Source organism: Kaistia adipata DSM 17808, from assembly GCF_000423225.1.
GTDB classification, from domain to species: Bacteria; Pseudomonadota; Alphaproteobacteria; order Rhizobiales; family Kaistiaceae; genus Kaistia; species Kaistia adipata.
In genome coordinates this window covers 182,590-203,676 of sequence record NZ_AUHO01000010.1, presented here as the reverse complement: position 1 = coordinate 203,676, position 21,087 = coordinate 182,590, and the positions used below count along the sequence as shown (strand labels likewise).

Sequence of the window (21,087 nt, the reverse complement as noted above, 5' to 3'; positions counted from 1 at the left end):
GTCTCCGCAGTTTTCCGATCCGGGAGGCCTCATTGCGCGTTGCCTCGCCGCCGGTCAAGCCGCAAAGCCGGCGCCGACGCGCGGCCGCGCCGACTTGGCCCCATGCAGGTACCGAGAGACGGGAAGTCAGAACGGATGAAGCGTCAGCAGCAACGTCTCGAAGCTCGCCGGCCGCTGCGGATCCGAGCGAGCATCCGCAGGCGCGCCGGGCCCGTGCGGCAGCCGGCGCACGCTGCTCGGGCTGTAGCCGAACTGCTGCGTGAAGGCGCGGCTGAAATTGGCGGCGGAGTCGAAGCCGAAAAGCGTCGCGATATCGGCGATCTTCCGCGTGCCCGAAACATCCGCCAGCATGGCGTGCGCCGCGACCAGGCGACGTTCGCGGATATATCGCAGCACGCCACCGGAGCTTTCGAAGAGCTCGTAGAGCCGCGTGCGGGAGATCGCCAGTTCCCGGCTGAGGGCGTCCGCCGTCAGCTCCTCCGAGGTCAGGTGGCTTTGGATGTACCGACGCGCACGGGTCATCAGGCCGAGATTGGAAACCTGATCCGGATCGCGGCGCGTGCCCACCAGATGGGAGACCGTGTCGAACACCATCTCCAGCAGGCTGCCCCTCACGCTGGCGAGCCCTTCCTGCGTCAGCTTTCCGAGGCTGCCTTCCACACTGGTCACGAAGTCGATCAGCATCCGGACACGGTGGCCACTCAGAACCACGTGCTGACTGGCCTCGGGCAGGCCACCGCGCGATGCGAACTGGTCGACCGGCACGATCAGGGTGACGGATTCCGTCGCCGTCGCCCGTCCGCGGAACGGCTGGCCGAGCGATCGGATCTCGACCATTCCGGGACTGTTCTCCGCGACGAGTTCGCCGACAGCCGTCCAGCTTCGGCCGGCGCGCAAGAAGGTGATCTGCCAGTGGTCGATCGGGCTGAAGCGAACCTGGTCGCGGGATCGCTCGAAACTGAACGCCGGCGCGGTCTGCTGCACCAGCAGGATACCGCCGAGATTCCAGGCCGCCTGCTCGACCGGAAACCCGTCGCCGACACCGATATCGGGCGGTAGGCGCACGTCGAACACCGGCGCCAGATAGTCCTGCCAAGCCTTGAACTGCTGGGACGCACCAAGATGTTTGGTGGTGAAGCAGAACGGAACGACAGCGGAGGATTGACTCGGATCGTCGGCCAACGGAACGAGCGGCACACGTGGCTGGCGCCGACGTTCGACGAACTCGGACTGCGAGGAGCTGTTACCGGACCCGTCCGACGCCACGACACCACCCATCAAGTCAACGCCATAGAATAAATACAGAAGCCTCCTGATTTCAAGGAACTAGCGCAGTCCGGGTTTATGTAAATATGGCGAACTTATTATACTACGTCGCATGGATTTCCTTGTTCGGCGTCGATCAGAAAATCATGCTTGTTTGAAGGCGGCAGTCCATGGGCTGACGTCTTGCCCGGCCGTAGCGGCCGCCTAGTACCCCGCAAAATTGAAGAAAAGTGTCGGAATTTCTCGGCCAGAGTGTTAGCGGGTTGCCGATAAGACGTCTTCCGGATCAAGAGCCAGGAGGCAATCCCGTGAGACGCAATGAACTGTTTTGCAATGCCCGCCGGAAGAGCCTGAAATGGGTGGCGGTGGTCGCGATCGGACTGGCGACGTCGATGACATGGCAGGCCGCAGCCGAGGCCAAGGAGACCCGCAAGAAGAAGGACGACACCCGGACGGTCTATCTCGTCAAGTACCGGGTCAATGGCGAAGTCCGCTACAACAAGGTCGGCAAGGCGCAGGTCGTAACAATCTCCGCCGCGGACTATGCACGCGGCAGTTCGCTGGTGTGCACACCGAGCGGCTTCGGACAGAAGTCGCGCTGCCATTCGCGTGGCATCTTCTGAACGACCGGGCCCATCCCGCCGGATCACCAGTCTTCCCATACGCAATGAAACAGTCCGGGAGCGGTTGACCGCTCCCGGACTGTCGTTTTCAGGATGCCCCGCGAGCGTCTGGGCGGTCAGCGCTGAGCCTCCAGGCGAGCCAGGTTCTTTCCGACCCGATCACCAGGCACCAGCTTGCGGATCTCGTCGCCGGGGCGCACGGGATTGTGGCGGAAGACGTACCATTCGCCGCCGAGCGCCGGCTTCTGATAGATCACGCCATCCTTCTCGCGATGCAGGAAGCAGGCGCTGTTGTTGCCGTATCCGGTTCGGTAGTGCCATCGAGCCTGAAGGCAGACCTTGCCACCATGGCTCGCCGTCCAGCGGCCCTTGCCATAGGACCAGGCGTTGCCCTTCTCCGACCAGGCAGTGAAGCGGTGGCGGTCGGCGGAGAAATACCCGCCGCCATCCTTCCACTTCCACGTCTTGCCCGAATAGAGCGCTTCGAGCGCCGGCACACTCATTGGCGTCGCTGCGGCTGCCGCTGCGGCCATCTTGACGGCGGCTTCCGACTTGGGAGCCGCATTGGCGCCCGTCGCGACGAGAACGGTCAACGCCGCGCTCGCAATACTCGCAATAGTGAAACGGATCGGAGACACTGTTGCTTCCTCTCGTTGAAGGTGCATCGCATCCGGCGGATTGCGTCACAAGACGGATGCACCGGCGAACAGGGATACGGAGCGGCCCCTGGGCCAATCGGCTGAAGCCGCTCCAGCGGGTCAGTTGGTCGGCCAATCCAGCGGGTGATTGGCGACCTGCCAATCCGGGCGCCCCACATCCCTCGGCCAGGGATAGACCTCGCGGTCGTTGAAGTAGACCACGGCCGTCAGGTCCGGGAATTCGGTGTGAGGCCGGTTGGCCTCCAGGGCCCAGGCGCGGACATAGTCGTCCTTGCCCTCATAACCGAGTTCGGCGATGACGATTGGCTTGCCGAAACCCTTGACCCGGTCGTAGCCCGGTTTGGTCCGCTCGACAAAGGTTGTGTCGCGCCCGACGGTCAGCTGGTCGTAGGGCTGATAGCCGAAGACGGACAGGCCGATCGTGTCGACATAATCGTCACCAGGATAGAAGGCCTGCAGGTCTTCGTCGCCCTTCGGCGACCACATGTATTGAGCCGAAGGCAAGTACTTGCGGCAGACATCCACCACATGCCGGTAGGCCTTGATGTAGCCCTCCGGCTTCCAGTAGGACCAGGTGAACTGGCCGGTCTTGTCGTCCATTTCCTGGGCCCAGCGAATGGTGACTGGGCTCTTCAGCTGCGCGGCCTTGGAGCAGACGGCCGCCATGTTGGCATCGTAGCGCCCCGCCAGGATGCCATTGAGCAGATCATCCGGCGCAACGCGCCAGTCGCGGGCCCATGACCACGGCTCGACGCTGATGAGCAAGGACCGCCCGCGCTCGCGGGCATAGGCGTCCGCCATGGACAGGCTCTCCAGATCGACATCCTCCCAGGGCAGGAAGAGATGCTCGATCTTGGAGTTCGGGTCATTGGCATAGTCGCCATGCGGGTCATAGGCGCCGGCGACCAGCGACTGGGCGGTGATCACCGGACGCTTGTCCTGGAACTGGCTGCGGTTGTCGACATTGGCGCCCGAAGCGCCGCTCGCCGCGTAGACCGCGCCGGAGAAGAACGCCCCGCACAGCAGGGCTGCAGCCACCACGTATCGTGATTTCATAGCCGTCTCACTTCTTGGCTTGTTGCTTCACCGCCGGGCGGGCCTTGAGCCGCGCCGGCATCCATTCGTCCAGCCGTCCGGAAACGAGATCCGCAGACACCAGCTTGTTCGCCTCGTCGTCGTCGCGAATCTGGGCGTGGCGGAAGACGTACCACTGCCCGTCCGGCTCCTTCTTCTGGTAGATTGTCCCGCCGTCGATGCGGTGGACGAAGCAGGTCCGGGCCGGGAAGACTTCCTGGCCGCTGTGCCAGTCCGCCTTGATGCACATCCTGCCACCGTCGGTGACGAGCCACCGCCCCTCGGCCCAGGACTTGCCCTTCTCACCGTCGACCCAAGCGGTGAAACGGCGATCCGTGCTGTCCATGCGCCCCGCGCCGCTCTGCCATTGCCAGCTCTTGTCTTGATAGAGCGCGTAGAGCTCGGCGGCCGACATGACGGCGCTCCCAGCGGGCGGTTCACCCTCCACCACTGAAGCGGTGGCGGCGGCAACCGGACCCGCGACAGCCACCGCTGCCACGACCGCAAGGGCCGCTGCCCTCAGCCGGGCGACGGCCCGGCCTGCTTCAGAATTCCATTCTCTCATTCGAACCTCCCACCCTTGGCCTGGCTGTCGCCCCCCTGCCCTGCATGCGAACGGACTTCACCCGCCTGCAGTCCGAAATGGCCGCGCATCTCCTGGCGCGCCGGCGCGGACGCCGGCCGGCCAATGGCGGAAACGCGAAAACCGAGTTCCTCGGCCGCGCCGCGCGAGAACGCGTTCCGGAGATCGACCAGAACCGCCTGGCGCATGGCCCGCTTGACGCGGGCGAGGTCGAGCCTGCGGATGCTGTCCCATTCCGTCACGACCACCACCGCATCGGCGTCGCGGACGCATTCATAGGCGTCCTGGCAGAACTCGACATCCGACAGCATGCGGCTCGCATTCTCCGTCCCGACCGGATCATAGGCGCGGATGCGGGCGCCGAAGCGCTGCAGCGTCTCGATCAACGGCACCGACGGCGCGTCGCGCATATCGTCCGTATCGGGCTTGAAGGTCAGGCCCAGCACCGCGATCGTGGCGCCCTCGACATCCCCGTCCAGCGCGTCCATCACCTTGAGCGCCATGCGGCGCTTGCGTGCCTCGTTGGCGGTAACGGTCTCCTCGACCAGCCGCAGCGCCACGCCATGGTCCTGCGCCGTGCGCAGAAGCGCCAGCGTGTCCTTCGGGAAGCAGGAGCCGCCATAGCCGGGACCGGCATTCAGGAAGCTCGCGCCGATGCGCTTGTCGAGCCCCATGCCGAGCGCCAGTTCGCCGACATCGCTGCCAACTTCCTCGCAGAGATCGGCGAGTTCGTTGATGAAGGTGATCTTGGTCGCCAGGAAGGCGTTGGCGGCATACTTGATCAGTTCGGAGGTGCGGCGGCGCGTGACGACGATGGGCGTGCCGCGCGTCTCGAGCGGCGGACCGTAGAGCTCCATCAGGGCCTTGCGAGCGCGTTCGTCCTCGACGCCGATCACCACCCGGTCCGGCTCGAGGAAATCGCGGATCGCGACGCCCTCGCGCAGGAATTCCGGATTGGAGGCGACCGAGAAGCTCCCCGCCGGCCGGATGGAGCCGATGATCTTCTCGACGACATCGCCCGTGCCGACCGGCACGGTCGACTTGACGGTGACAACCGCGCCCATTTCGAGATGCGGCGCCAGTTCGCGCGCCGCCATATAGACGAAGGAGAGGTCCGCGTCGCCATGGCCGGCGCGGGCCGGCGTTCCGACCGCGATCAGCACGACGGCCGCGCCCTTCAGCGCCTCGGCGAGGTTGCAGGTGAAGGCCAGCCGCCCCAGCGCCGTGTTCTCTTCGACCAGCTCGTCCAGGCCGGGCTCGTAGATCGGCAGGATCGCGCGCTTGAGGCCGGCGATCTTCTGCGCGTCCTTGTCGACACAGACCACCTCGTGCCCCCAGGCGGCGAAGCAGGTGCCGCTGACCAGTCCGACATAACCGGTTCCGATGACTGCGATTTTCATGTTCAGCCGTGCCTCCCTGCTAGTGTTGGCCACTGGTGATTTCGCCGCGCCAACGCGGATTGAAAACTGTCTTGTGAATCTGACGTCCGCCGATGCCCGCGCCGGACACCGAGAAGCGATCATCGAAGATCGAGAAGCTCTTGGTGCCCCAGGTCAGTGCCACGATGCCGTCCCGACCGCGCTCGGCGGTGGCGATGCTGACCACCGCGCAGAGAGTGACGAGACTGCTCGCCAGAGCCGGCCGGTAGAAACGGCTGCGCACCCGGACCGCGTTCTCACGGCCATGTCGCAGCACGATCACCGTCATCAGCAGCAGATAGAGGCTGGCATTGACGATCGCGAAGACATAGAAGCCACGCGTCTCGTCGGCGTCCGACACGAGCAGGACGGGAAGGACCGAGATCAGCGCGATGATCACATAAGGCGCGAGCACCCGGAACGGCAGTGGATCGACCTCGGACGTGCCCTTCGGCGTAACGCGAAAGTCGACGAACGAGCCGGTCAGCCAATCGCGAACCGCAGCGATCGTTCCCGCCAGAGCCCATGGCCAGCGTGCCAGCAGAAAGAGCGTCGCTTCCCAGCTGAAGATCTTGCCGTCGACGGGACGATAAGTCCGGCTCGACCGCCACCAGAACGCCAGCATCACCATGACGATGGACTGCGGCAGGAAATGGATCAGGAAGTCCGGATAGGTGACGTTGACAAAATTCTCGTTGTAGACCAGCACCACAGGCGGCAGCAGGAACGCAATCGTCATGCACAGCGCATTGAGCGGATACCAAAGCTGCGAGAACAGGAACTGGAACCGCAGACGAGGCGGAAGCTTCTTCACCAATCCCGGCGAATACTGCAGCAGGATCATCACCAGGCTGCGCGACCACTGGAATTCCTGCGTGACCAGGTCGGCGAAGGTGCGCGGCCCGTCGCCATGCGCAATAGCGTCGAGGGCATGCACGCCGCGCCAGCCATGCGCGTTCATGAAAAGCGTCGTCGAGTGATCCTCGGCGAGCTCGGGCCCAAGGCCGCCGATTTCCTTCAACGCAGCCGTACGCACCGCATAGTGCGAGCCGATGCAGAGGGGGGCATAGCCACCATTGTAGCCGGCCTGCAGCGCGCCGTGCATGCTGGCCTCGACATAGAGCCGCCCACGGGCCGACCAGCTTTCCGACGCGTTGCGGTCGCAGATGCTCGGTGCGGAGACGTAGCCAATCGCCGGGTCCGCGAAGGGGCGCAGCATGTTGTAGAGATAGCCGGGCTCCGGCACGTGGTCGGCGTCGAGCTGGGCGACGAAGTCGTAACGCTCGTAGCCATAGGTATCGTAGAAGAAGGCAAGGTTGCCTTCCTTGCAGCGCGTGCGACGCGGCCAGGTCTTCTGGTGATAGTCGGCGCGACCCTTGCGGGTCGAGACGAACACGCCATGCTCGGCACACCAGGCGAGCGTCTCCGGCGACGGATCCTCATCGGCGAGCCAGGTATCATGCGGGACATCTTGCGCCAGCATCGCCAGGAGCGTCTCGGCGACGACCGGAAAGGGCTCGGACGGCGCCTTGGTGACGACCATGGCGACCCGGCTGCCGGCCGGAATACGGAGCGGCCCATGCGGCCGGCGCGCATGGTAGAAAATCCAGATGAAGTAGACCGGCAGGACGGTGATCCAGGCCAGGACGGCAGAAATCAAGATCGAGCCGACGAGATGCGTATGGACGGCGGTGAAGAGCCACCACTGCCAAAAATAGCCGAGGGCCAACAGCCAGAGAAAAGCGCCGCCGACATACTCGACGCGTTTGCGGCTGGTGAAGATCGGCACCAGGAGCGGCTCGTCCGTTACGGCCGCCGGAGCGACGCGGGGCGTCTTCATGACCGCACCTCGAGCCCGAAGAACGGCGCCGCCGTGCGGATGATCGTGTCGAGGTCCGAATGCAGCGCCCGGAAGCCCAGCGTCTCCGCCGCCAACGCCGGATCGGCATAGAGGATCGGCGGATCGCCGGCCCGGCGCGGGCGCAGCGCAACCGGAACCTCGCGGCCCGTGACGCGGCCGATGGCGTCGAGGATTTCCTTGATCGACGTGCCGTGTCCGGTGCCGAGATTGACGGCGAGGTTGCCGCCGTCCCGGACCAGGTGCTCGACCGCCAGCACATGGGCGCGCGCCAGGTCGGTGACGTGGATATAATCCCGGATGCAGGTGCCGTCCGGAGTCTCGTAATCGTCGCCATAGACTTCGAGGACGTCGATCGACCGCGCCGCCGCCAGCATGGCGCGCGGGATCAGATGAGTCTCGGGATCATGCGCTTCGCCGATCTCACCCTCGATATCCGCGCCGCAGGCATTGAAATAGCGCAGCGACACGTAGCGAATGCCATAGGCGGCCGCATAGTCGGCCAGCATCTGCTCGGCGATCAGCTTGGTCCGGCCATAGGGATTGATCGGGTGCTGGGCCTCGCCCTCGCGGATCGGCAGGTGATCCGGCACGCCATAGGTGGCGCAGCTCGACGAGAAGATGACGGGCCGCGCACCGGCCCGGCGGCAAGCCTCCAGCAGGGACTGCGTGCCGTTGACGTTGTTGCGATAATACTTAGCCGGGTTCTCGACCGACTCCCCGACATAGGCGGAGGCGGCGAAATGGATGACCGCGATCGGATCGAACAGCTCGATGGTCGTGATCAGCCGCTCCGTGTCGAGGATGTCGCCCTCGACCAGCGGCCCCCAGCGGACCGCCGCGGCATCGCCCGTCGACAGATTGTCGTAGACGACCGGGAGATAGCCCTGCTGGGAGAGCAGCTTGGCCGTATGGCTGCCAATGAAGCCCGCGCCACCGACCACGAGGACGGATTGCCTGCTCATCACGATACCTCTGCGAGTACCCCGACCGAGCGGGGCAGCTGGCCTTCGAAATAGGCGATGGTCGACTTCAGCCCGTCGACCAGGGCGATGTCGGGCGACCAGCCGAGCTCGCGCCGGGCCACGGTGATGTCGGGCCGGCGCTGGCGCGGATCGTCGGTCGGCAGCGGAAGATGGACGATCTTCGACGACGAGCCCGTCATGCGGATGATTTGCTCGGCGAGCGCGCGCACGGTGAACTCGCCCGGATTGCCGATGTTGACCGGCGTGTGGATCGCCGGCCGGCGATACATGAGCCGGTGGAACCCCTCGATCAGATCGTCGACATAGCAGAAGGAGCGCGTCTGCGAGCCGTCGCCATAGACCGTGATGTCCTCGCCCTTCAGCGCCTGGACGATGAAGTTGGAGACGACGCGGCCATCGTCGGCGCGCATGCGCGGTCCGTAGGTGTTGAAGATGCGGACGATGCGGATATCGACGCCGTGGCGCTCGTGGAAATCGTGGAACAGGGTCTCGGCCGAGCGCTTGCCCTCGTCGTAGCAGGCGCGCGGGCCGAAGGAATTGACGTTGCCCCAATAGCCCTCCGGCTGCGGATGCACGTGCGGATCGCCATAGACCTCGGACGTGGAAGCCTGGAAGATGCGCGCGCCGTGCCGTACCGCCAGTTCCAGCAGATTGAGCGAGCCGATGACGCTCGTCTTCATCGTATGGATCGGGTCGGCCTGGTAATGCGGCGGCGAGGCCGGGCACGCCAGGTTGAAGATCTCGTCCACCGGCAGGTCGAGCGGATCGACGATGTCGTGGCGGATGACCGTGAAACCGTCGGTGCGCAGCAGGCCGCGCAGGTTCTCCATACGCCCGGTCGAGAAATTATCGACGCAGACGACGGAGTTGCCTTCGCGCAGAAGTCGTTCGCACAGATGCGACCCGAGGAAGCCCGCGCCACCGGCGACGAGGATGCGACGCCGCGCCTTCCCTTCGGGGATCATGCTCGATGTACGGAATACATCTCCCAATTACGCCTCCATCATAGCAATAGAAATCAGATTTCTATTCCGAACTGATCAGACATATATGAGGAATATTCCTCACATACTTCGTGTAGATGATGAATTGTTAAGACGTCATTCGATATACTGACGATATCGCCTCCTTTCACGGAGGTCGCTATCCCGGGGTCCGGAAAGTTGTCTTTGCGTCCATTTCGTTCGGGAAGCATTCCTCTGCGGCAGAGAACTGCCCCAGACGCCTCGCCGGAGCCAGAATTTCCGCGATTAGCGCAGGCCGATCGGGACAACCACGACCGCTTCGGTCAGCCCACTGGGCGTCCGGTTCTTCAAACCTCGTCCAGGCCGCTTCGACAGCCGTCAGGAACTTGTGCAGGTCGATTTCGAAAGGGAGATGGCGCCGATAGGCTTCGCCAATCCGGGAAAATCCGAGGATCGAGGCCGATGAGGCAGATGCCCGCCCCTTTGCATCGAGTCTGCAGGGGATCGATCCCTTCGCGGCGCGGACGGAGTTCGCGAGCCGTATCGGCATCCTGCACGGCAAGGACACCTTCATCGACGAGGAGGCCGTGCAGTCGGGCGGCTATTTCGGCGAGGGCTGGTGGCGTTACGCGCTGCCGGGGCGCGGTCTCGTCGACTGGCGCGAGCTGATCGGCGCCGCGCGACGCGACGGTTTCGATGGGGTGATTTCGATCGAGCACGAGGACCGCGACTTCGGCTGGCCGAAGGGTGACCTCGCGGCCCGGCTCGACGGCCACCGGCAGGCGGCCAAGCATCTGCGCGCCAGCCTGTAGCCGCTGGCCAATGGAAAAGGAGCGCCGGCGGGCAAGCCGGCGCGTTCCTCAGTCCGGCGTCTTCGGCCAGCCCATCTCCTCATCCACCTCGTGCACCGGGTCGAGCAGCAGCAGGTCCTGCATGTCGCCGAAGGATTCGAGCGTCGGCAGGAGCATCGTCGCGACCTGGGCTGCCGTGCCGGCGATCTCCGTCGGTACGGGCGCGTCCGTTGCCGGCCGCATCAGGCCGAGGGCCACCAGTTCATCGGCGAAGCGCTCGATCCCCTGCGCCAGTTCGCCATTGTCGCGCGCGATCTCGACCAGCGCCTCGACCGAATGGCCGGCGACCAGGTCGTGCCAGAGCACCGCAGCCGCATCCTTGATGCTGTAATAGATGCCGGTCTCGAGGTTGATCGCGACGATCTCGCCGTCGAAATCGTCGGCCGAGCATTCGGGCGACGCAAGTTCAAGAAGTCGGGCCGGCAAGATCTGTCCTCTCGGTGAATGGGCGAAGGAATGATAGCGGGGTCGAAGCAGGATGGTCCATGCCCTACTCGAACAGTGCCGCGTCCCGGAGAGGCAGGAAGTCGCGATCGGGCGGGATCGTCGCCAACTCCATTCCAGTCTCGTCGACCAGATAGTCGTAGCCTTGGGGCTGGTAGCGGCTGTCGGGGTCCATCGTGACATAACGCTGATACCGGGCGTGGCGATCCTCGGCGAACACCATGCGCAGGTGATAGAGATTGTGCGGCAGGTGCGCGCCGACGCTGGCGAGGCGCGTGACGATTTCCAGCGGCATCCAGTATCGATGCAGCGGACGCGGATCGAACTTGGTTTGGCGAATATCGTTGCGGAACAGCCCGTATCGCGCCTTGCGACCCCAGATACCGTCCTTGCGGTAATGCGAGCGATCGTTCCAGAGCTCACGAAATCGCAGCGAATAGGCCTCGATCCCCTTCGCGTCGGCGTCATCGAGAATAACGGCGACGTCGCGCGCGAAGCGCTGCTCGAGCCGCTCGTCGGCGTCGACGCAGAGAACCCATTGCGCCCCATGCTGACGGCCGGCCTTGATCAGCGCCATTTGATTGCCGCGCTCGTTCCAGGGCTGGCCGGCGGGATTACGGATAACCTGCAGCACTTTCGGGTGGGCGGCGAGAATCTCCGCCGTCGCATCCTCGGAACCATCGTCGAGCGCGATGATGCCGTCGACGGCCGGCGCGACGTTTTCCAGCCAGCCGGGCAGGAAGCGCTGCTCGTTGCGGGCCTGAAGAAGCGCGACCAGCCGCATCAGCTTGTCTGTCCGCTGCGGCGCCGGTCGAGCATCGCCTTCAGAACCGGTGCGTAACTCTTCTGGCGCAGCGCCTTGGTGCTCTGGTTGCCGAGATGGACCCGGCGGCCGGAGACGACGGCATCCAGCATGATCACCTCGACGCCGCGATCGCGGGCCCGGCCATACCAGTCGAGGAACTCGCCGACGGCGAAGCCCTCGTCGAGCGGGCCGATGGCGCGGAACGTGTCGAGCCGGGCGAGCATCGTGCCCGCCGAGAAGGCCGGCATCGGCTGCGGTGGGCAGACCAGGCCGCTCGCCTCGGCGGGCGTCAACTCGGGCGAGAGGAAATGCTGCATGTGACCGAAGACGAGCCGGTTGGGGGCCGAATGCAGCGCCTGCTGCTGCAGCGCGAGCTTGTCGGGCCGCCAGACGTCATCCGCGCTCAGGAAGGCGAGCAGGTCACCACTGGCGATGCGACTGCCATGATTCAGGGCCGCCGCGACGCCGGCATTGGCCTGGCGTACATAGGTCACCGCCGCGAAGCTGCGCGCGATCTCCGCCGTGCCATCCGTCGAACCGTCGTCGACGACGATGATCTCGGCTGCCGGAACCGTCTGCTCCAGCACGCTCGCCACCGCCTCGGCCAGATAGGCCTCCGCGTTGAACGCGGGAATGACCACGCTGACCCGATCGGTCGCGGCCATCGGTCCGTCCTGCTGCATGTTGCCCCGAAGCACTGGTCCCAGAAATCGCGCGATCCTTACCGCCTCCGCGCCGCCGGGCAAGCCCGCGACGGGGAAAAACCTTGGTCACCAACGTGCAAATCGTTCCGGGCACAGATCAAGCAGGGCGCTGCCGACTCGGGTTCCGCGAAGCGCGTCGTGCAGGGCGCGCGGCGTGAAGTCGGGTGGCGAACGCCGCAGATAGGGTTTGACGATCTGCGTCCGCAGCGCGGCGTAGTCATCCAGGCTGGCGTCAGGGACGATGGCGCGGAGGGGATAGGTCGCGAGATCGGCGGGAAGATCCTCGGTCCTCGCCGCGGCCAGGAAGAACTGTACGGCCTGGCAGCGCACATTGAGCGAGAAGAGCACCTGCATCACCCAGGAGAGTTGCGACATGCTGATCGGATCCGCCTGGCGGAAGGGATGCAGGTCCTTGAGCCGGAAGGAACCGTCCGGCATGCGGACATAGCCGCAATAACCGATGAGATCATGCTCGACCGCGAGCCGAAGGATATCGGCGCTCAGGCAGATATTGACGTCGAGATAGTCGTCGAGCGCGCCGGAGCGAGGAACGTTGACGCCCGTCCAGTCGCGCCCCCATTCGAAGAGGGAGAACCACGCCGTATGGGTCTCGGTCTCCACCCGGCCATAGCCGACACACGGCACCACGGGAATGCCGCGTGCGGTCAGGAGCCGGCTGACACGGAACTCGGTCGCGGCCTGCTGGAAGGAGGCCGCGCCGAGATAGGCGTTGTCGTGGCCGGACGCGACGTCGTCCATCACGCGTCCATCGAAGTCGAACGTCACGGCCGCCGGACCGGTCCGGCTGAAAGAGCCGAACCGCACGCGGCCGCCGTTCAGCCCGGCGCCCTTGATCTTCAGCGCGTAACCGCCCTTCTCCGGATGCGGCAGGCGAACGGATCGGCTGCCGTCTGGGATGCCGATGCGCCCGCCCCGCTCGAACCAGGCCTGAACCCGCCGCGCGACCGCGTCGCTGGCGTGGCGGACTTCTATGCTCTTGATTTCCATCGGAACTGCGAGGTCCAAGCCTGTTTATTGTCGATGAGGAAGGGGCACCAGCTAGACAATAGTCCAGCGATTGCTTCAACTGCCGGCGAGTGGCTTCGCCGGTATGGAGTGGCGATCAGATGACGCAGACCAACGGCCCCGACGCCGGCGTGGATCGTGGCAACGTGGTGGCGTGGATGCGCCGGATCATAACCCAGGCGGAGGCGCTGCCGGGAGACGCGCTCACGACGCTGCGGATCGCTCCTGCGGGGCTGAATCTCGAGACCCGCTATGACGATCCGGATTTCGCCGCCGCCTACACGGCGCGGTTTCGCAACGTCGAGGGCGAGCCGACGCCGCCAGGCCGCCTCTATGTGCTGACGGGCAAGGTGCCGGGCTTCCAGTCCGTGCCCAAATGGCGCGACGCCTCCTGCCCTCCGGCCGAATTTCAGGCCATCGTCACCGCAGCTGGCCTGCGGGCCGCCTACCCTTTCCAGAGCCGCCTCTGGCGCTTCTTCGACGCGCAGTCGGGGATTGGCGTGCAATGGACTACCGGTGTCGACGCGCTTCCGCCCTGGGACGGCTCCGCGCCGCTCCGCCAGCATCTTCACTGGCTGCTGGAGGGCAATGGACTGCGCCTCGCGCATGCCGCGACGCTCGGCCGGCCGGATCGCGGCCTCGTGCTGTTCGGCAAGGGCGGCGCCGGCAAGTCCGGGACCACGCTGGCGGGTCTCGCGGCGGGCCTCTCCACCGTCGGCGACGACTATATCGCGCTCGGAAATGCCCCATCCCCGGTCGCGCGGCCGCTCTATCGCGTCGTCAAGCAGGACAAGGCAGGACTGGCACGCAACAAGGCGCTGGTCGAGAGGACGGTCCATCTTTCGGGAAACTGGCGCGGCAAGGTCGAGTTCGACCCCGACCAGTTCTTCCCTGGCGCGACCATCGACGGAATCGCGCTCCGGGCCGCCGTCCTGCCCCGCATCGCCCATGCGCGCCAGCCTTCGATCGCGCCGATCCGCCCGCAAGCGATCATGCTGGCGCTGATGAGCTCCAACCTGCACCAGTTCGCCGGCGAAGCAGACAGCGGCATGGCGTTCTTCGCGCGGCTGCTGGCGCAGTTGCCGTGCTTCCAGATGGAGCTGTCGGCGGACGCAGAGCGGAACGGGAAACTTCTGCGCGACTTCATCGACGACCTGCCGGTTCAGCCTCTCGCGCTGGACGCGGCTTCGTAGATCGCATCGAGGCAGGGACGGAGCGGTGGCGCGGCCGGATCGCGCGCCATCGCATCGAAGGCGGCCAGCTCGAACGCCGCGGGATCGCCGATCGCCTCGGCGGCCTGGGCCAGGCGTTCATGAATGAGGGTTTCCGCCGGCAGCGTGAAGGTCGCGATCTCGCCCAGCATCCAGGCCCGGTCATGCAGCCTTCTAGCGACGAGCCAATCCGCCATGCCGACCAGCCTACCACCGTGAAAAGCCGCGAGCCAAGCCGCCGCGTCGAGATGCACGGCCGCCCTCGCCCCGTCTTCGACCTCGCCGCGCGCAAGCAGCAGCTCGGCGCAGTCGAGACGGATGGCGAGGTTCTCCGGGTCGCGCCGATGGGCCCGCTCGGCATAGCGGATCGCACGGGACATCTCGCCGCGCGCGCGGCAATCGCGGCTCTTCCGATGGGCGCGTCCGGCACGGTGTAGCCCGACCAGCCCAACGAAGAGGCCGGCTCCATAGGAGACGGATGCCGGCGCGAGCCGAGACCGGATCGAGCCCAGCCGCTGCGGCGCCACCTTCAGCATGTCGCGGGCGATGCGCAGCGCCGTGCCGGCACGCTGGCGTGCGCCTTCGATCAGTTCGCCGACGAGATCGGCCCGCCAGGGCGAACGCTGGTCGCGGGCCGGGTGATAGCGCGCCGCGCGCCGGCCGCGACCGAACATCTCGGCCCAGAAGCGCAACCGGCCCGAGGGAGCGGCATGCTCGGTCTGCACGCGGGGATCCCAGGCGGGATGCACCTGTTTGCCGAGGCGCCGCGCCAGATCGGTATCCTCGCTGATCCGGAGCGCGGGATGGAAATAGCCGAACTGGCCGAACACATGCCGATCATAGGAGGCGCCGTAACGCAGGGCCTGGGTCGGCGGAACCTGCGGCGACCGCGCGCCGAAAAGGCAGAGATGCGCCGCGACGGCAAGATCGCTGTCGAGATCCGACGGAACGATCGCAGATGCCACGCCCCGTGCGCCACGACCATGGGCGGCCAGCCTGGCGCGGATCCAGCCGGGCCGTGCTCGGCAATCACCGGCGAGGAAGGCGACATGGGGCGCCACGCTCGCATCGATGCCGACATTACGCGCCGCGCCGGCATAGAGCGGCTGGCGGATGTTCAGGATGCGCAATCGGTCGGCATGATCCGCGAGCAGCGACTTCGGATCGCCGCCACCGGAATTGACGACGACGATCTCCGCCTCTTCGTCCTGCTCCAACAGAGACGAAACGGCCTGGACCAGGCCCGGCTGGGCCCGAAAGCCGATCACCACGACGGCTAGCTTCGATCTGGCGACGGCCTCTCCCTCGTGCAAAGAGGCCTCGCCCTCGAACCACCGGCGCCAGCGGCGGGATGGCAGCAAGGCACCGGCATCTCGCTGCGTCGACCTCCCGACCCATTCTGCCAACGCCGCGATGCGGGGATTGGAAGGGAACTGCCGGACCAGGCTACCGGTCAGTTCCGCCGCCGCGGCATCTTGGCCCCGTTCGGCAAGGACCGCGCAGAGCCGGTAGCGCGGATAGATCAGCTCGGGCGCCATGGCCGCCATGTGGCCATACAAGCCTTCGGCATCTTCCCAGCAGCCGCCGATTTCGAGAATGCGGCCGGCGAGCGCGAGCGAATGCGGGTAGGAAACGTCCGCCGTCGCGAGCTGGCGGGCATGATCGAGGGCCACTTGCCGCTTACCGGCGCGCAGGCTGGCGAGCATGAGGCCGACGCTGTCGTCAGCGCCTCGCCCATTCGTAGCGTCCCTTCGTCCCAACTCCGGCAATGGCGACAATTTTCCCCCACGAATTCAAGGCCTTGGTTCAGATCGCCGGGTATCCCAGCGATCGAAGACCCTCGGGAAAACCGATCGCTCTTTCTGGATCGCGCGCCCGCCGCATGCAAAAATGCCCCAGAGACTCGCACCGGGGAAGGTCGAACGAAACGTGACTGTGCAAACCGTGCTGATTTCGTTCGATGACTGCGTCGACATCGAGAGCTGGAATGCCAACAACGGCGCTCGCGGGGCACAAGTCCGCCCCGCCAAGCATCTCGGTTACTAACCATGGCAAAGCGACCGAGAAGCTGGCCGAAGGGCGTCGTCGACCTACTGGTGCGGACGGCGCTTTGCCCCGCGCCGGAAGCAGCGCGCGCCTGGCAGGCCTGGAACGAAACCCGGGATTTCGACGACATCACCTGGGACGAGATGCGCCTGCTGGTGCCGGTCGCAGCGCGCCTGGCGGAGCTTGATCCCGCCTCGCCGCTGAGGCCGCGCATCGACGGGCTGGCGAAGCATCTCTGGACGCGGACCCAGCTGAAACTGCACGAGGCGGCCCACGCGCTCGGTTGCCTGAACCAGGCCGGGGTGCCGTTCCTCGTCTTCAAGGGCGGAGCTCAATATGCCGAGGGCCTGGCCATATCGCCGCGTCGCGTCATGGGTGACATCGACATTCTGATCCGGCTGGACGATGCGGGTCGCACGCTCGATGCGCTGAAGCTGGGCGAATGGCTGCCGGTGAGCGGCGATTCCTTCGCCTTCCTGCGGCGGCTCGCCGCCGCGAGACTACGGGGCAATTTCCGAAAGGGGCCGAATGGCGAGATCGACCTCCACGTCACGCCCTTCCATTTTTCGCGCGATGCCGAACGGCTCGACGCGGCCCTCTGGAGCCGTGCCCAGACGGCGCGACTCGCCCTGCACCCGGTTCTCGTTCCCGATCCGACCGATTCCATGCTCCTGCTGCTAGCGCATGCAGCCGAAGGGACCGGCGGCGACTGGGCCATCGATGCCGCGACGCGGATCGAGCGCCAGAAGATCGATTGGAACCGCCTGGCCGAGACCGCCGACGAGCGCGGCCTCGTCCCGGCCTGCCGCGCCGGCCTCGGCTATCTGTCGGAGGGCCTGGGCGTTCCCGTGCCGGCGCATGTGACCGCCGACCTCGCTTCGTTGCGGGCCTCCCCGGCGGAGCGGCTGAAATACTGGTCGAATGTCCACCATCCGAGCGAGCGTGACTGGATCGAGAAATCCGCGAACCGTCTTGCCGACCGGATTCTGCGCCGGCGCGGCTTTCAGCTGGAACTGAAGGACGAGCACGTCATCCTGATCCGAAGGGCGGCACGCCCCCTCGGCGCGTGGTTCTATCGCGACCGATCGGGAGGCCGGAAGGCGACTTCCGCAGCAACGCTGGAAGATCATCGGACGCTGGCCTCCGTGCGCGAGGGCGCGCAACTCGTGATCGAGCTCGAACTCGCGCCTCCGGCCAAATTGCGCCGTTTCCTGTTCGAGGTCTGCATCGACGGCGTCGCCATTGCCCGTCTTCGAACCCGCGCGGGCGGCGGCAAGTCAAACGGGCCCGTCCTAAGGCTGTTCCGGCTGCCCCTCCCGAAGGGCGCAACCGGCGATCTGAGACTCTCGCTATCGGCCCGGCCGCTTCGCAGGCCAAGACCAAGGGCTTCCGCCGCGGACATTGCCGACACGGAAGCGTTGCCGTTCCGCGTCGTCGGAATCCGGGCGGCCTGAGGCGACCGCCCGATTGCGGGGCGTCGGAAATAGGTCTTGTAGGCCGTCGTCACGTTGAAGCCGGCATCGCCCCCGTAGATCACGTTCCATTTGTCGAAGGTCGTGCAAGGGTGCGGGATGTCCAGGATCACCATGTCGCCGATCCGTAGCGGGCTGTCGACCGGGATGCGCATGAACGCATGCTGGTTGGCACCGACAGGTCCAAGAGAAGCTCGAGGATGATGTTGCAACAGGCGGGTCCGCCCGCCGACAGCACGACCTCGCAGTTGCGGCGCGCGATGAAGTTCGCTATTCATCATCTCAACATTTCTTGAAAGGTTGAAATGATGAACCAGCAGCAGGCCCTGAGCGCCTTCGCGGCGCTGTCGCAGGAAACGCGATTGCAGATCGTGCGCCTGCTGGTGACCGCGGGGCCCGTCGGACTGGCGGCCGGCGCGATCGGCGAGGCGGTCGGGGCCTCGTCGTCCAAGGCCTCGTTTCATCTGAGCCACCTCGAACAGGCGGGCCTGATCGAGTCGAGGCGCGAATCCCGCTCGATCATCTACAGCGCCGCCTACCCGGCGCTGGCCGGCCTGATCGGCTTCCTGATGCGCGATTGCTGCCAGGGCCGCCCCGAGGTTTGCGAACCGGCCGTGGCGGCGATCTCCGCCTGCGCCTGCGCCTGCTGAGGGCGCTTAGCCATGGATTTCGTCGTCTACCACAACCCCGATTGCGGCACGTCACGCAACACGCTCGCCCTGCTCCGCGACGCCGGCGTCGCGCCGCGGGTCGTCGAATATCTACGGACCCCGCCGAGCCGCGCGGAACTGGCCGAGCTGATCCGCCGGATGGGGCTCGCCGTGCGCGACGTGATCCGCCAGAAGGGCACGCCCTATGCGGAACTCGGGCTCGACGACCCGTCCCTCGGCGAGGACGCTCTGCTCGACGCGATGATCGCGCATCCCATCCTGATCAACCGCCCCATCGTCGTCGGCCCGGGCGGCGTGAAGCTGTGCCGACCGTCCGACGTCGTCCTCGATCTGCTCGCACCCGGGCTCACAAGCCCCCTACTCAAGGAAGAAGGCGTGCCGTTCCTCGTCGACGAGTCTGTGCGGGCCGATGACCCGGCCCTGCTGGAGGCCCTGCAGGCGGCCGCACTCCCGATCGACGATCTCACCGAGACGGCGTGCCGCTTCTTCGCCTACCGGACGCTCGCCGGGCAGCGCATCGGCTTTGGCGGTTACGAGGCGCTCGGCGAGAACGCCCTGCTCCGGTCCATCGTCGTCCAGCCGGACTGGCGCGCCAAAGCGCTCGGCCGCAATCTGGTCGCGCTCCTGCAGCGCCGCGCGTTTGACGAGGGTGCCCGCCGCGCTTGGGTGCTCACCGCCGCCGCCGCCCCGTTCTTCGAGAAGATCGGGTTCAAACCCGTCGCCCGGGACGATGCGCCCGCCGCCGTGCTCGCGACGCGGCAGGCCCGCGAACTATGCCCGGCCGACGCCACCCTTCTCGCCCGCGCCATACGTTTCTAGAGGCCAGCCCGTGTCCATCTTCGAACGCTACCTCACGCTTTGGGTAGCCCTCTGCATCGTCGTCGGCATCGCCCTTGGTCACCTGATGCCGGGCGTGTTCCACGCCATCGGCGCCGCCGAAATCGCCAAGGTCAATCTGCCTGTCGCGGTCCTGATCTGGCTCATGGTCATCCCCATGCTGCTGCGGATTGACTTCGGGGCGCTCGGTCAGGTCGGCCGCCATTGGCGCGGCATCGGCGTCACCCTGTTCATCAACTGGGCCATCAAGCCCTTCTCCATGGCGCTGCTCGGCTGGCTGTTCATCGGCTGGTTGTTTCGCCCGCTCCTGCCCGCCGACCAGATCGACAGCTACATCGCCGGCCTGATCATCCTCGCCGCCGCGCCCTGCACCGCCATGGTGTTCGTGTGGTCGAACCTGACCAGGGGAGAGCCGCTCTTCACGCTGTCGCAGGTGGCGCTCAACGACGCGATCATGATCGTCGCCTTCGCGCCCATCGTCGGCCTGCTGCTCGGCCTCTCGGCCATCACCGTGCCTTGGGGCACGCTGCTGCTCTCGGTCGGGCTCTACATCGTCGTACCCGTGATCATCGCCCAAATCATCCGCCGCCGGGTGATCTCCACGGGCGGAGAAGCCGCGCTGGCGGGGCTACTGCGCCGTCTCGGTCCGGTCTCTCTGGTCGCGTTGCTCACGACGCTGGTGCTGCTGTTCGGCTTCCAGGGCGAACAGATCATCGCCCAGCCTCTGATCATCGGCCTGCTCGCCGTTCCCATCCTGATCCAGGTCTATTTCAACGCCGGCCTCGCCTATCTCCTGAACCGGGCCACGGGCGAAGCGCATTGCGTCGCCGGCCCCTCCGCCCTGATCGGCGCATCCAACTTCTTCGAATTGGCGGTCGCCGCCGCCATCAGCCTGTTCGGCTTCCATTCCGGAGCCGCGCTCGCGACCGTCGTGGGCGTCCTGATCGAGGTGCCGGTGATGCTCTCCGTCGTCTGGATCGTGAACCGGTCAAAGGGCTGGTACGAGCGCGGCGCTGCAGTCCAGCTTGTGGCCGGTGCCTCGAAGACTATCCAGTTTCCTGAGCGGCCCACGGAAGGCAGCCGAACATGAACGGAACTGGCCGCCATGCCGGCCGATCCAACGCCTGCGTAGTGTCCGGGACCGAACCCGCCGCCTGAAAGGACTGCAAAATGCTTGAGTATGCCGTCTCCGCCCGCCGCATCGACAGCTCCGGCTCGGAGGCCACAACGAAGGAAGCACGGATCATTCTCGATACCTGCCTCGCCGGGCGGGCGGATGCCTTCAACCCGACCGAGATGCTGCTGGCCAGTCTTGCGGCCTGTATCCTGAAGGGCACCGAGCGGGTCATCCCGATGCTTCAATTCGATCTGCGCGGCATCGAAGTCAGCCTGCATGGCGTGCGCCAGGACGCTCCGCCAAAGATGCTGCGCATCTCCTATGAGATCGTGGTCGACACAGACGAAACCGACCAGCGGATCGACCTGCTACACCGCAACCTGCAGAAATACGGCACGATCTACAACACGCTGGCCGAAGCCACGGACCTTGTCGGCAATATCCGCCGCAAGGAGGTCTGATGACCAACGA

General features: G+C 65.9%; 21 protein-coding genes and 1 pseudogene. 8 read left to right on the top strand and 14 right to left on the bottom strand.

Going from position 1 to position 21,087, the window contains the following annotated elements:
* Positions 1-126: 126 nt before the first annotated feature.
* Positions 127-1,278: a helix-turn-helix domain-containing protein gene (locus G539_RS0109820; protein WP_051231261.1), complete on the bottom strand. Its 1,152-nt coding sequence runs from the start codon at positions 1,276-1,278 to the stop codon at positions 127-129.
* A gap of 380 nt (positions 1,279-1,658) precedes the next feature.
* Here G539_RS0109820 and G539_RS0109815 point away from each other — a divergent pair, with 380 nt between their 5' ends.
* Positions 1,659-1,889: a hypothetical protein gene (locus G539_RS0109815; RefSeq protein ID WP_245576865.1), complete on the top strand. Its 231-nt coding sequence runs from the start codon at positions 1,659-1,661 to the stop codon at positions 1,887-1,889.
* A gap of 116 nt (positions 1,890-2,005) precedes the next feature.
* Here the strand turns inward: G539_RS0109815 and G539_RS0109810 are convergent, their stop codons facing one another.
* The 7 genes from G539_RS0109810 to G539_RS0109780 form a co-directional block, all read right to left on the bottom strand.
* Entirely contained in the window at positions 2,006-2,554 is a 549-nt protein-coding gene (locus G539_RS0109810) for a DUF995 domain-containing protein (protein ID WP_035830924.1), read from the bottom strand.
* 93 nt (positions 2,555-2,647) lie between these two features.
* The gene (locus tag G539_RS0109805; RefSeq protein ID WP_029075041.1) at positions 2,648-3,604 is read right to left on the bottom strand and encodes a glycoside hydrolase family 26 protein; all 957 of its coding nucleotides are present in this window, start codon (positions 3,602-3,604) and stop codon (positions 2,648-2,650) included.
* Between the two features lie 7 nt (positions 3,605-3,611).
* The gene (locus G539_RS0109800) at positions 3,612-4,187 is read right to left on the bottom strand and encodes a DUF995 domain-containing protein (RefSeq protein ID WP_051231260.1); all 576 of its coding nucleotides are present in this window, start codon (positions 4,185-4,187) and stop codon (positions 3,612-3,614) included.
* A complete protein-coding gene (locus G539_RS24310) occupies positions 4,184-5,605 on the bottom strand; it encodes a UDP-glucose dehydrogenase family protein (protein ID WP_084639921.1) in 1,422 nt (473 codons plus the stop codon). The genes G539_RS0109800 and G539_RS24310 overlap by 4 nt, the downstream gene beginning before the upstream one ends.
* Before the next feature lie 19 nt (positions 5,606-5,624).
* On the bottom strand, positions 5,625-7,463 hold the full coding sequence (locus G539_RS0109790; RefSeq protein WP_029075039.1) for a glycosyltransferase family 2 protein: 1,839 nt from the start codon (positions 7,461-7,463) through the stop codon (positions 5,625-5,627).
* Positions 7,460-8,446, bottom strand: a complete 987-nt coding sequence (gene galE / locus G539_RS0109785; RefSeq protein ID WP_029075038.1) for a UDP-glucose 4-epimerase GalE — start codon at positions 8,444-8,446, stop codon at positions 7,460-7,462. The genes G539_RS0109790 and galE overlap by 4 nt, the downstream gene beginning before the upstream one ends.
* A complete protein-coding gene (locus G539_RS0109780; RefSeq protein WP_035830922.1) occupies positions 8,446-9,432 on the bottom strand; it encodes a UDP-glucuronic acid decarboxylase family protein in 987 nt (328 codons plus the stop codon). The genes galE and G539_RS0109780 overlap by 1 nt, the downstream gene beginning before the upstream one ends.
* A 434-nt stretch (positions 9,433-9,866) precedes the next feature.
* Here G539_RS0109780 and G539_RS26625 point away from each other — a divergent pair, with 434 nt between their 5' ends.
* Positions 9,867-10,244 carry a TIM barrel protein gene (locus G539_RS26625; RefSeq protein ID WP_084639920.1) on the top strand — a complete coding sequence of 126 codons (378 nt, stop codon included), beginning with the start codon at positions 9,867-9,869 and terminating at the stop codon, positions 10,242-10,244.
* A gap of 48 nt (positions 10,245-10,292) precedes the next feature.
* On the opposite strand, the gene G539_RS0109770 is transcribed toward G539_RS26625, so the two are convergent.
* The 4 genes from G539_RS0109770 to G539_RS0109755 form a co-directional block, all read right to left on the bottom strand.
* Positions 10,293-10,709, bottom strand: coding sequence for a hypothetical protein (locus tag G539_RS0109770; protein WP_029075035.1), 417 nt, complete (start codon positions 10,707-10,709; stop codon positions 10,293-10,295).
* A gap of 64 nt (positions 10,710-10,773) precedes the next feature.
* Positions 10,774-11,511, bottom strand: a complete 738-nt coding sequence (locus G539_RS0109765) for a glycosyltransferase family 2 protein (protein ID WP_029075034.1) — start codon at positions 11,509-11,511, stop codon at positions 10,774-10,776.
* Complete coding sequence (locus tag G539_RS0109760; RefSeq protein WP_169516633.1) at positions 11,511-12,197, bottom strand: glycosyltransferase family 2 protein; 687 nt, start codon at positions 12,195-12,197, stop codon at positions 11,511-11,513. Before G539_RS0109760 ends, G539_RS0109765 begins: the two co-directional genes overlap by 1 nt.
* 105 nt (positions 12,198-12,302) lie before the next feature.
* On the bottom strand, positions 12,303-13,244 hold the full coding sequence (locus tag G539_RS0109755) for a hypothetical protein (RefSeq protein WP_029075032.1): 942 nt from the start codon (positions 13,242-13,244) through the stop codon (positions 12,303-12,305).
* A 119-nt stretch (positions 13,245-13,363) separates the two neighbouring features.
* Here G539_RS0109755 and G539_RS26150 point away from each other — a divergent pair, with 119 nt between their 5' ends.
* Positions 13,364-14,455, top strand: a complete 1,092-nt coding sequence (locus tag G539_RS26150; RefSeq protein WP_051231259.1) for a phosphoenolpyruvate carboxykinase (ATP) — start codon at positions 13,364-13,366, stop codon at positions 14,453-14,455.
* On the opposite strand, the gene G539_RS0109745 is transcribed toward G539_RS26150, so the two are convergent.
* Positions 14,425-16,179 carry a glycosyltransferase gene (locus G539_RS0109745; protein ID WP_029075031.1) on the bottom strand — a complete coding sequence of 585 codons (1,755 nt, stop codon included), beginning with the start codon at positions 16,177-16,179 and terminating at the stop codon, positions 14,425-14,427. The two genes, G539_RS26150 and G539_RS0109745, sit on opposite strands and share 31 nt — an antisense overlap.
* Before the next feature lie 342 nt (positions 16,180-16,521).
* Here G539_RS0109745 and G539_RS0109740 point away from each other — a divergent pair, with 342 nt between their 5' ends.
* Positions 16,522-17,973, top strand: coding sequence for a nucleotidyltransferase family protein (locus G539_RS0109740; protein WP_029075030.1), 1,452 nt, complete (start codon positions 16,522-16,524; stop codon positions 17,971-17,973).
* 86 nt (positions 17,974-18,059) lie between these two features.
* On the opposite strand, the pseudogene G539_RS27745 reads toward G539_RS0109740, so the two are convergent.
* Positions 18,060-18,269, bottom strand: a pseudogene (locus G539_RS27745) (hypothetical protein); the annotation flags it as partial.
* Between the two features lie 30 nt (positions 18,270-18,299).
* Here G539_RS27745 and G539_RS0109730 point away from each other — a divergent pair.
* The 4 genes from G539_RS0109730 (at position 18,300) to G539_RS0109715 (ending at position 21,077) form a co-directional block, all read left to right on the top strand.
* Complete coding sequence (locus G539_RS0109730) at positions 18,300-18,641, top strand: ArsR/SmtB family transcription factor (protein ID WP_029075029.1); 342 nt, start codon at positions 18,300-18,302, stop codon at positions 18,639-18,641.
* Positions 18,642-18,653: 12 nt separating this feature from the next.
* Positions 18,654-19,481 carry an arsenate reductase (glutaredoxin) gene (gene arsC / locus G539_RS26620; RefSeq protein ID WP_084639919.1) on the top strand — a complete coding sequence of 276 codons (828 nt, stop codon included), beginning with the start codon at positions 18,654-18,656 and terminating at the stop codon, positions 19,479-19,481.
* A 10-nt stretch (positions 19,482-19,491) separates the two neighbouring features.
* Positions 19,492-20,589: an ACR3 family arsenite efflux transporter gene (arsB, locus tag G539_RS0109720; protein ID WP_029075028.1), complete on the top strand. Its 1,098-nt coding sequence runs from the start codon at positions 19,492-19,494 to the stop codon at positions 20,587-20,589.
* Between the two features lie 80 nt (positions 20,590-20,669).
* The gene (locus tag G539_RS0109715; RefSeq protein ID WP_029075027.1) at positions 20,670-21,077 is read left to right on the top strand and encodes an OsmC family protein; all 408 of its coding nucleotides are present in this window, start codon (positions 20,670-20,672) and stop codon (positions 21,075-21,077) included.
* Positions 21,078-21,087 lie beyond the last annotated feature (10 nt).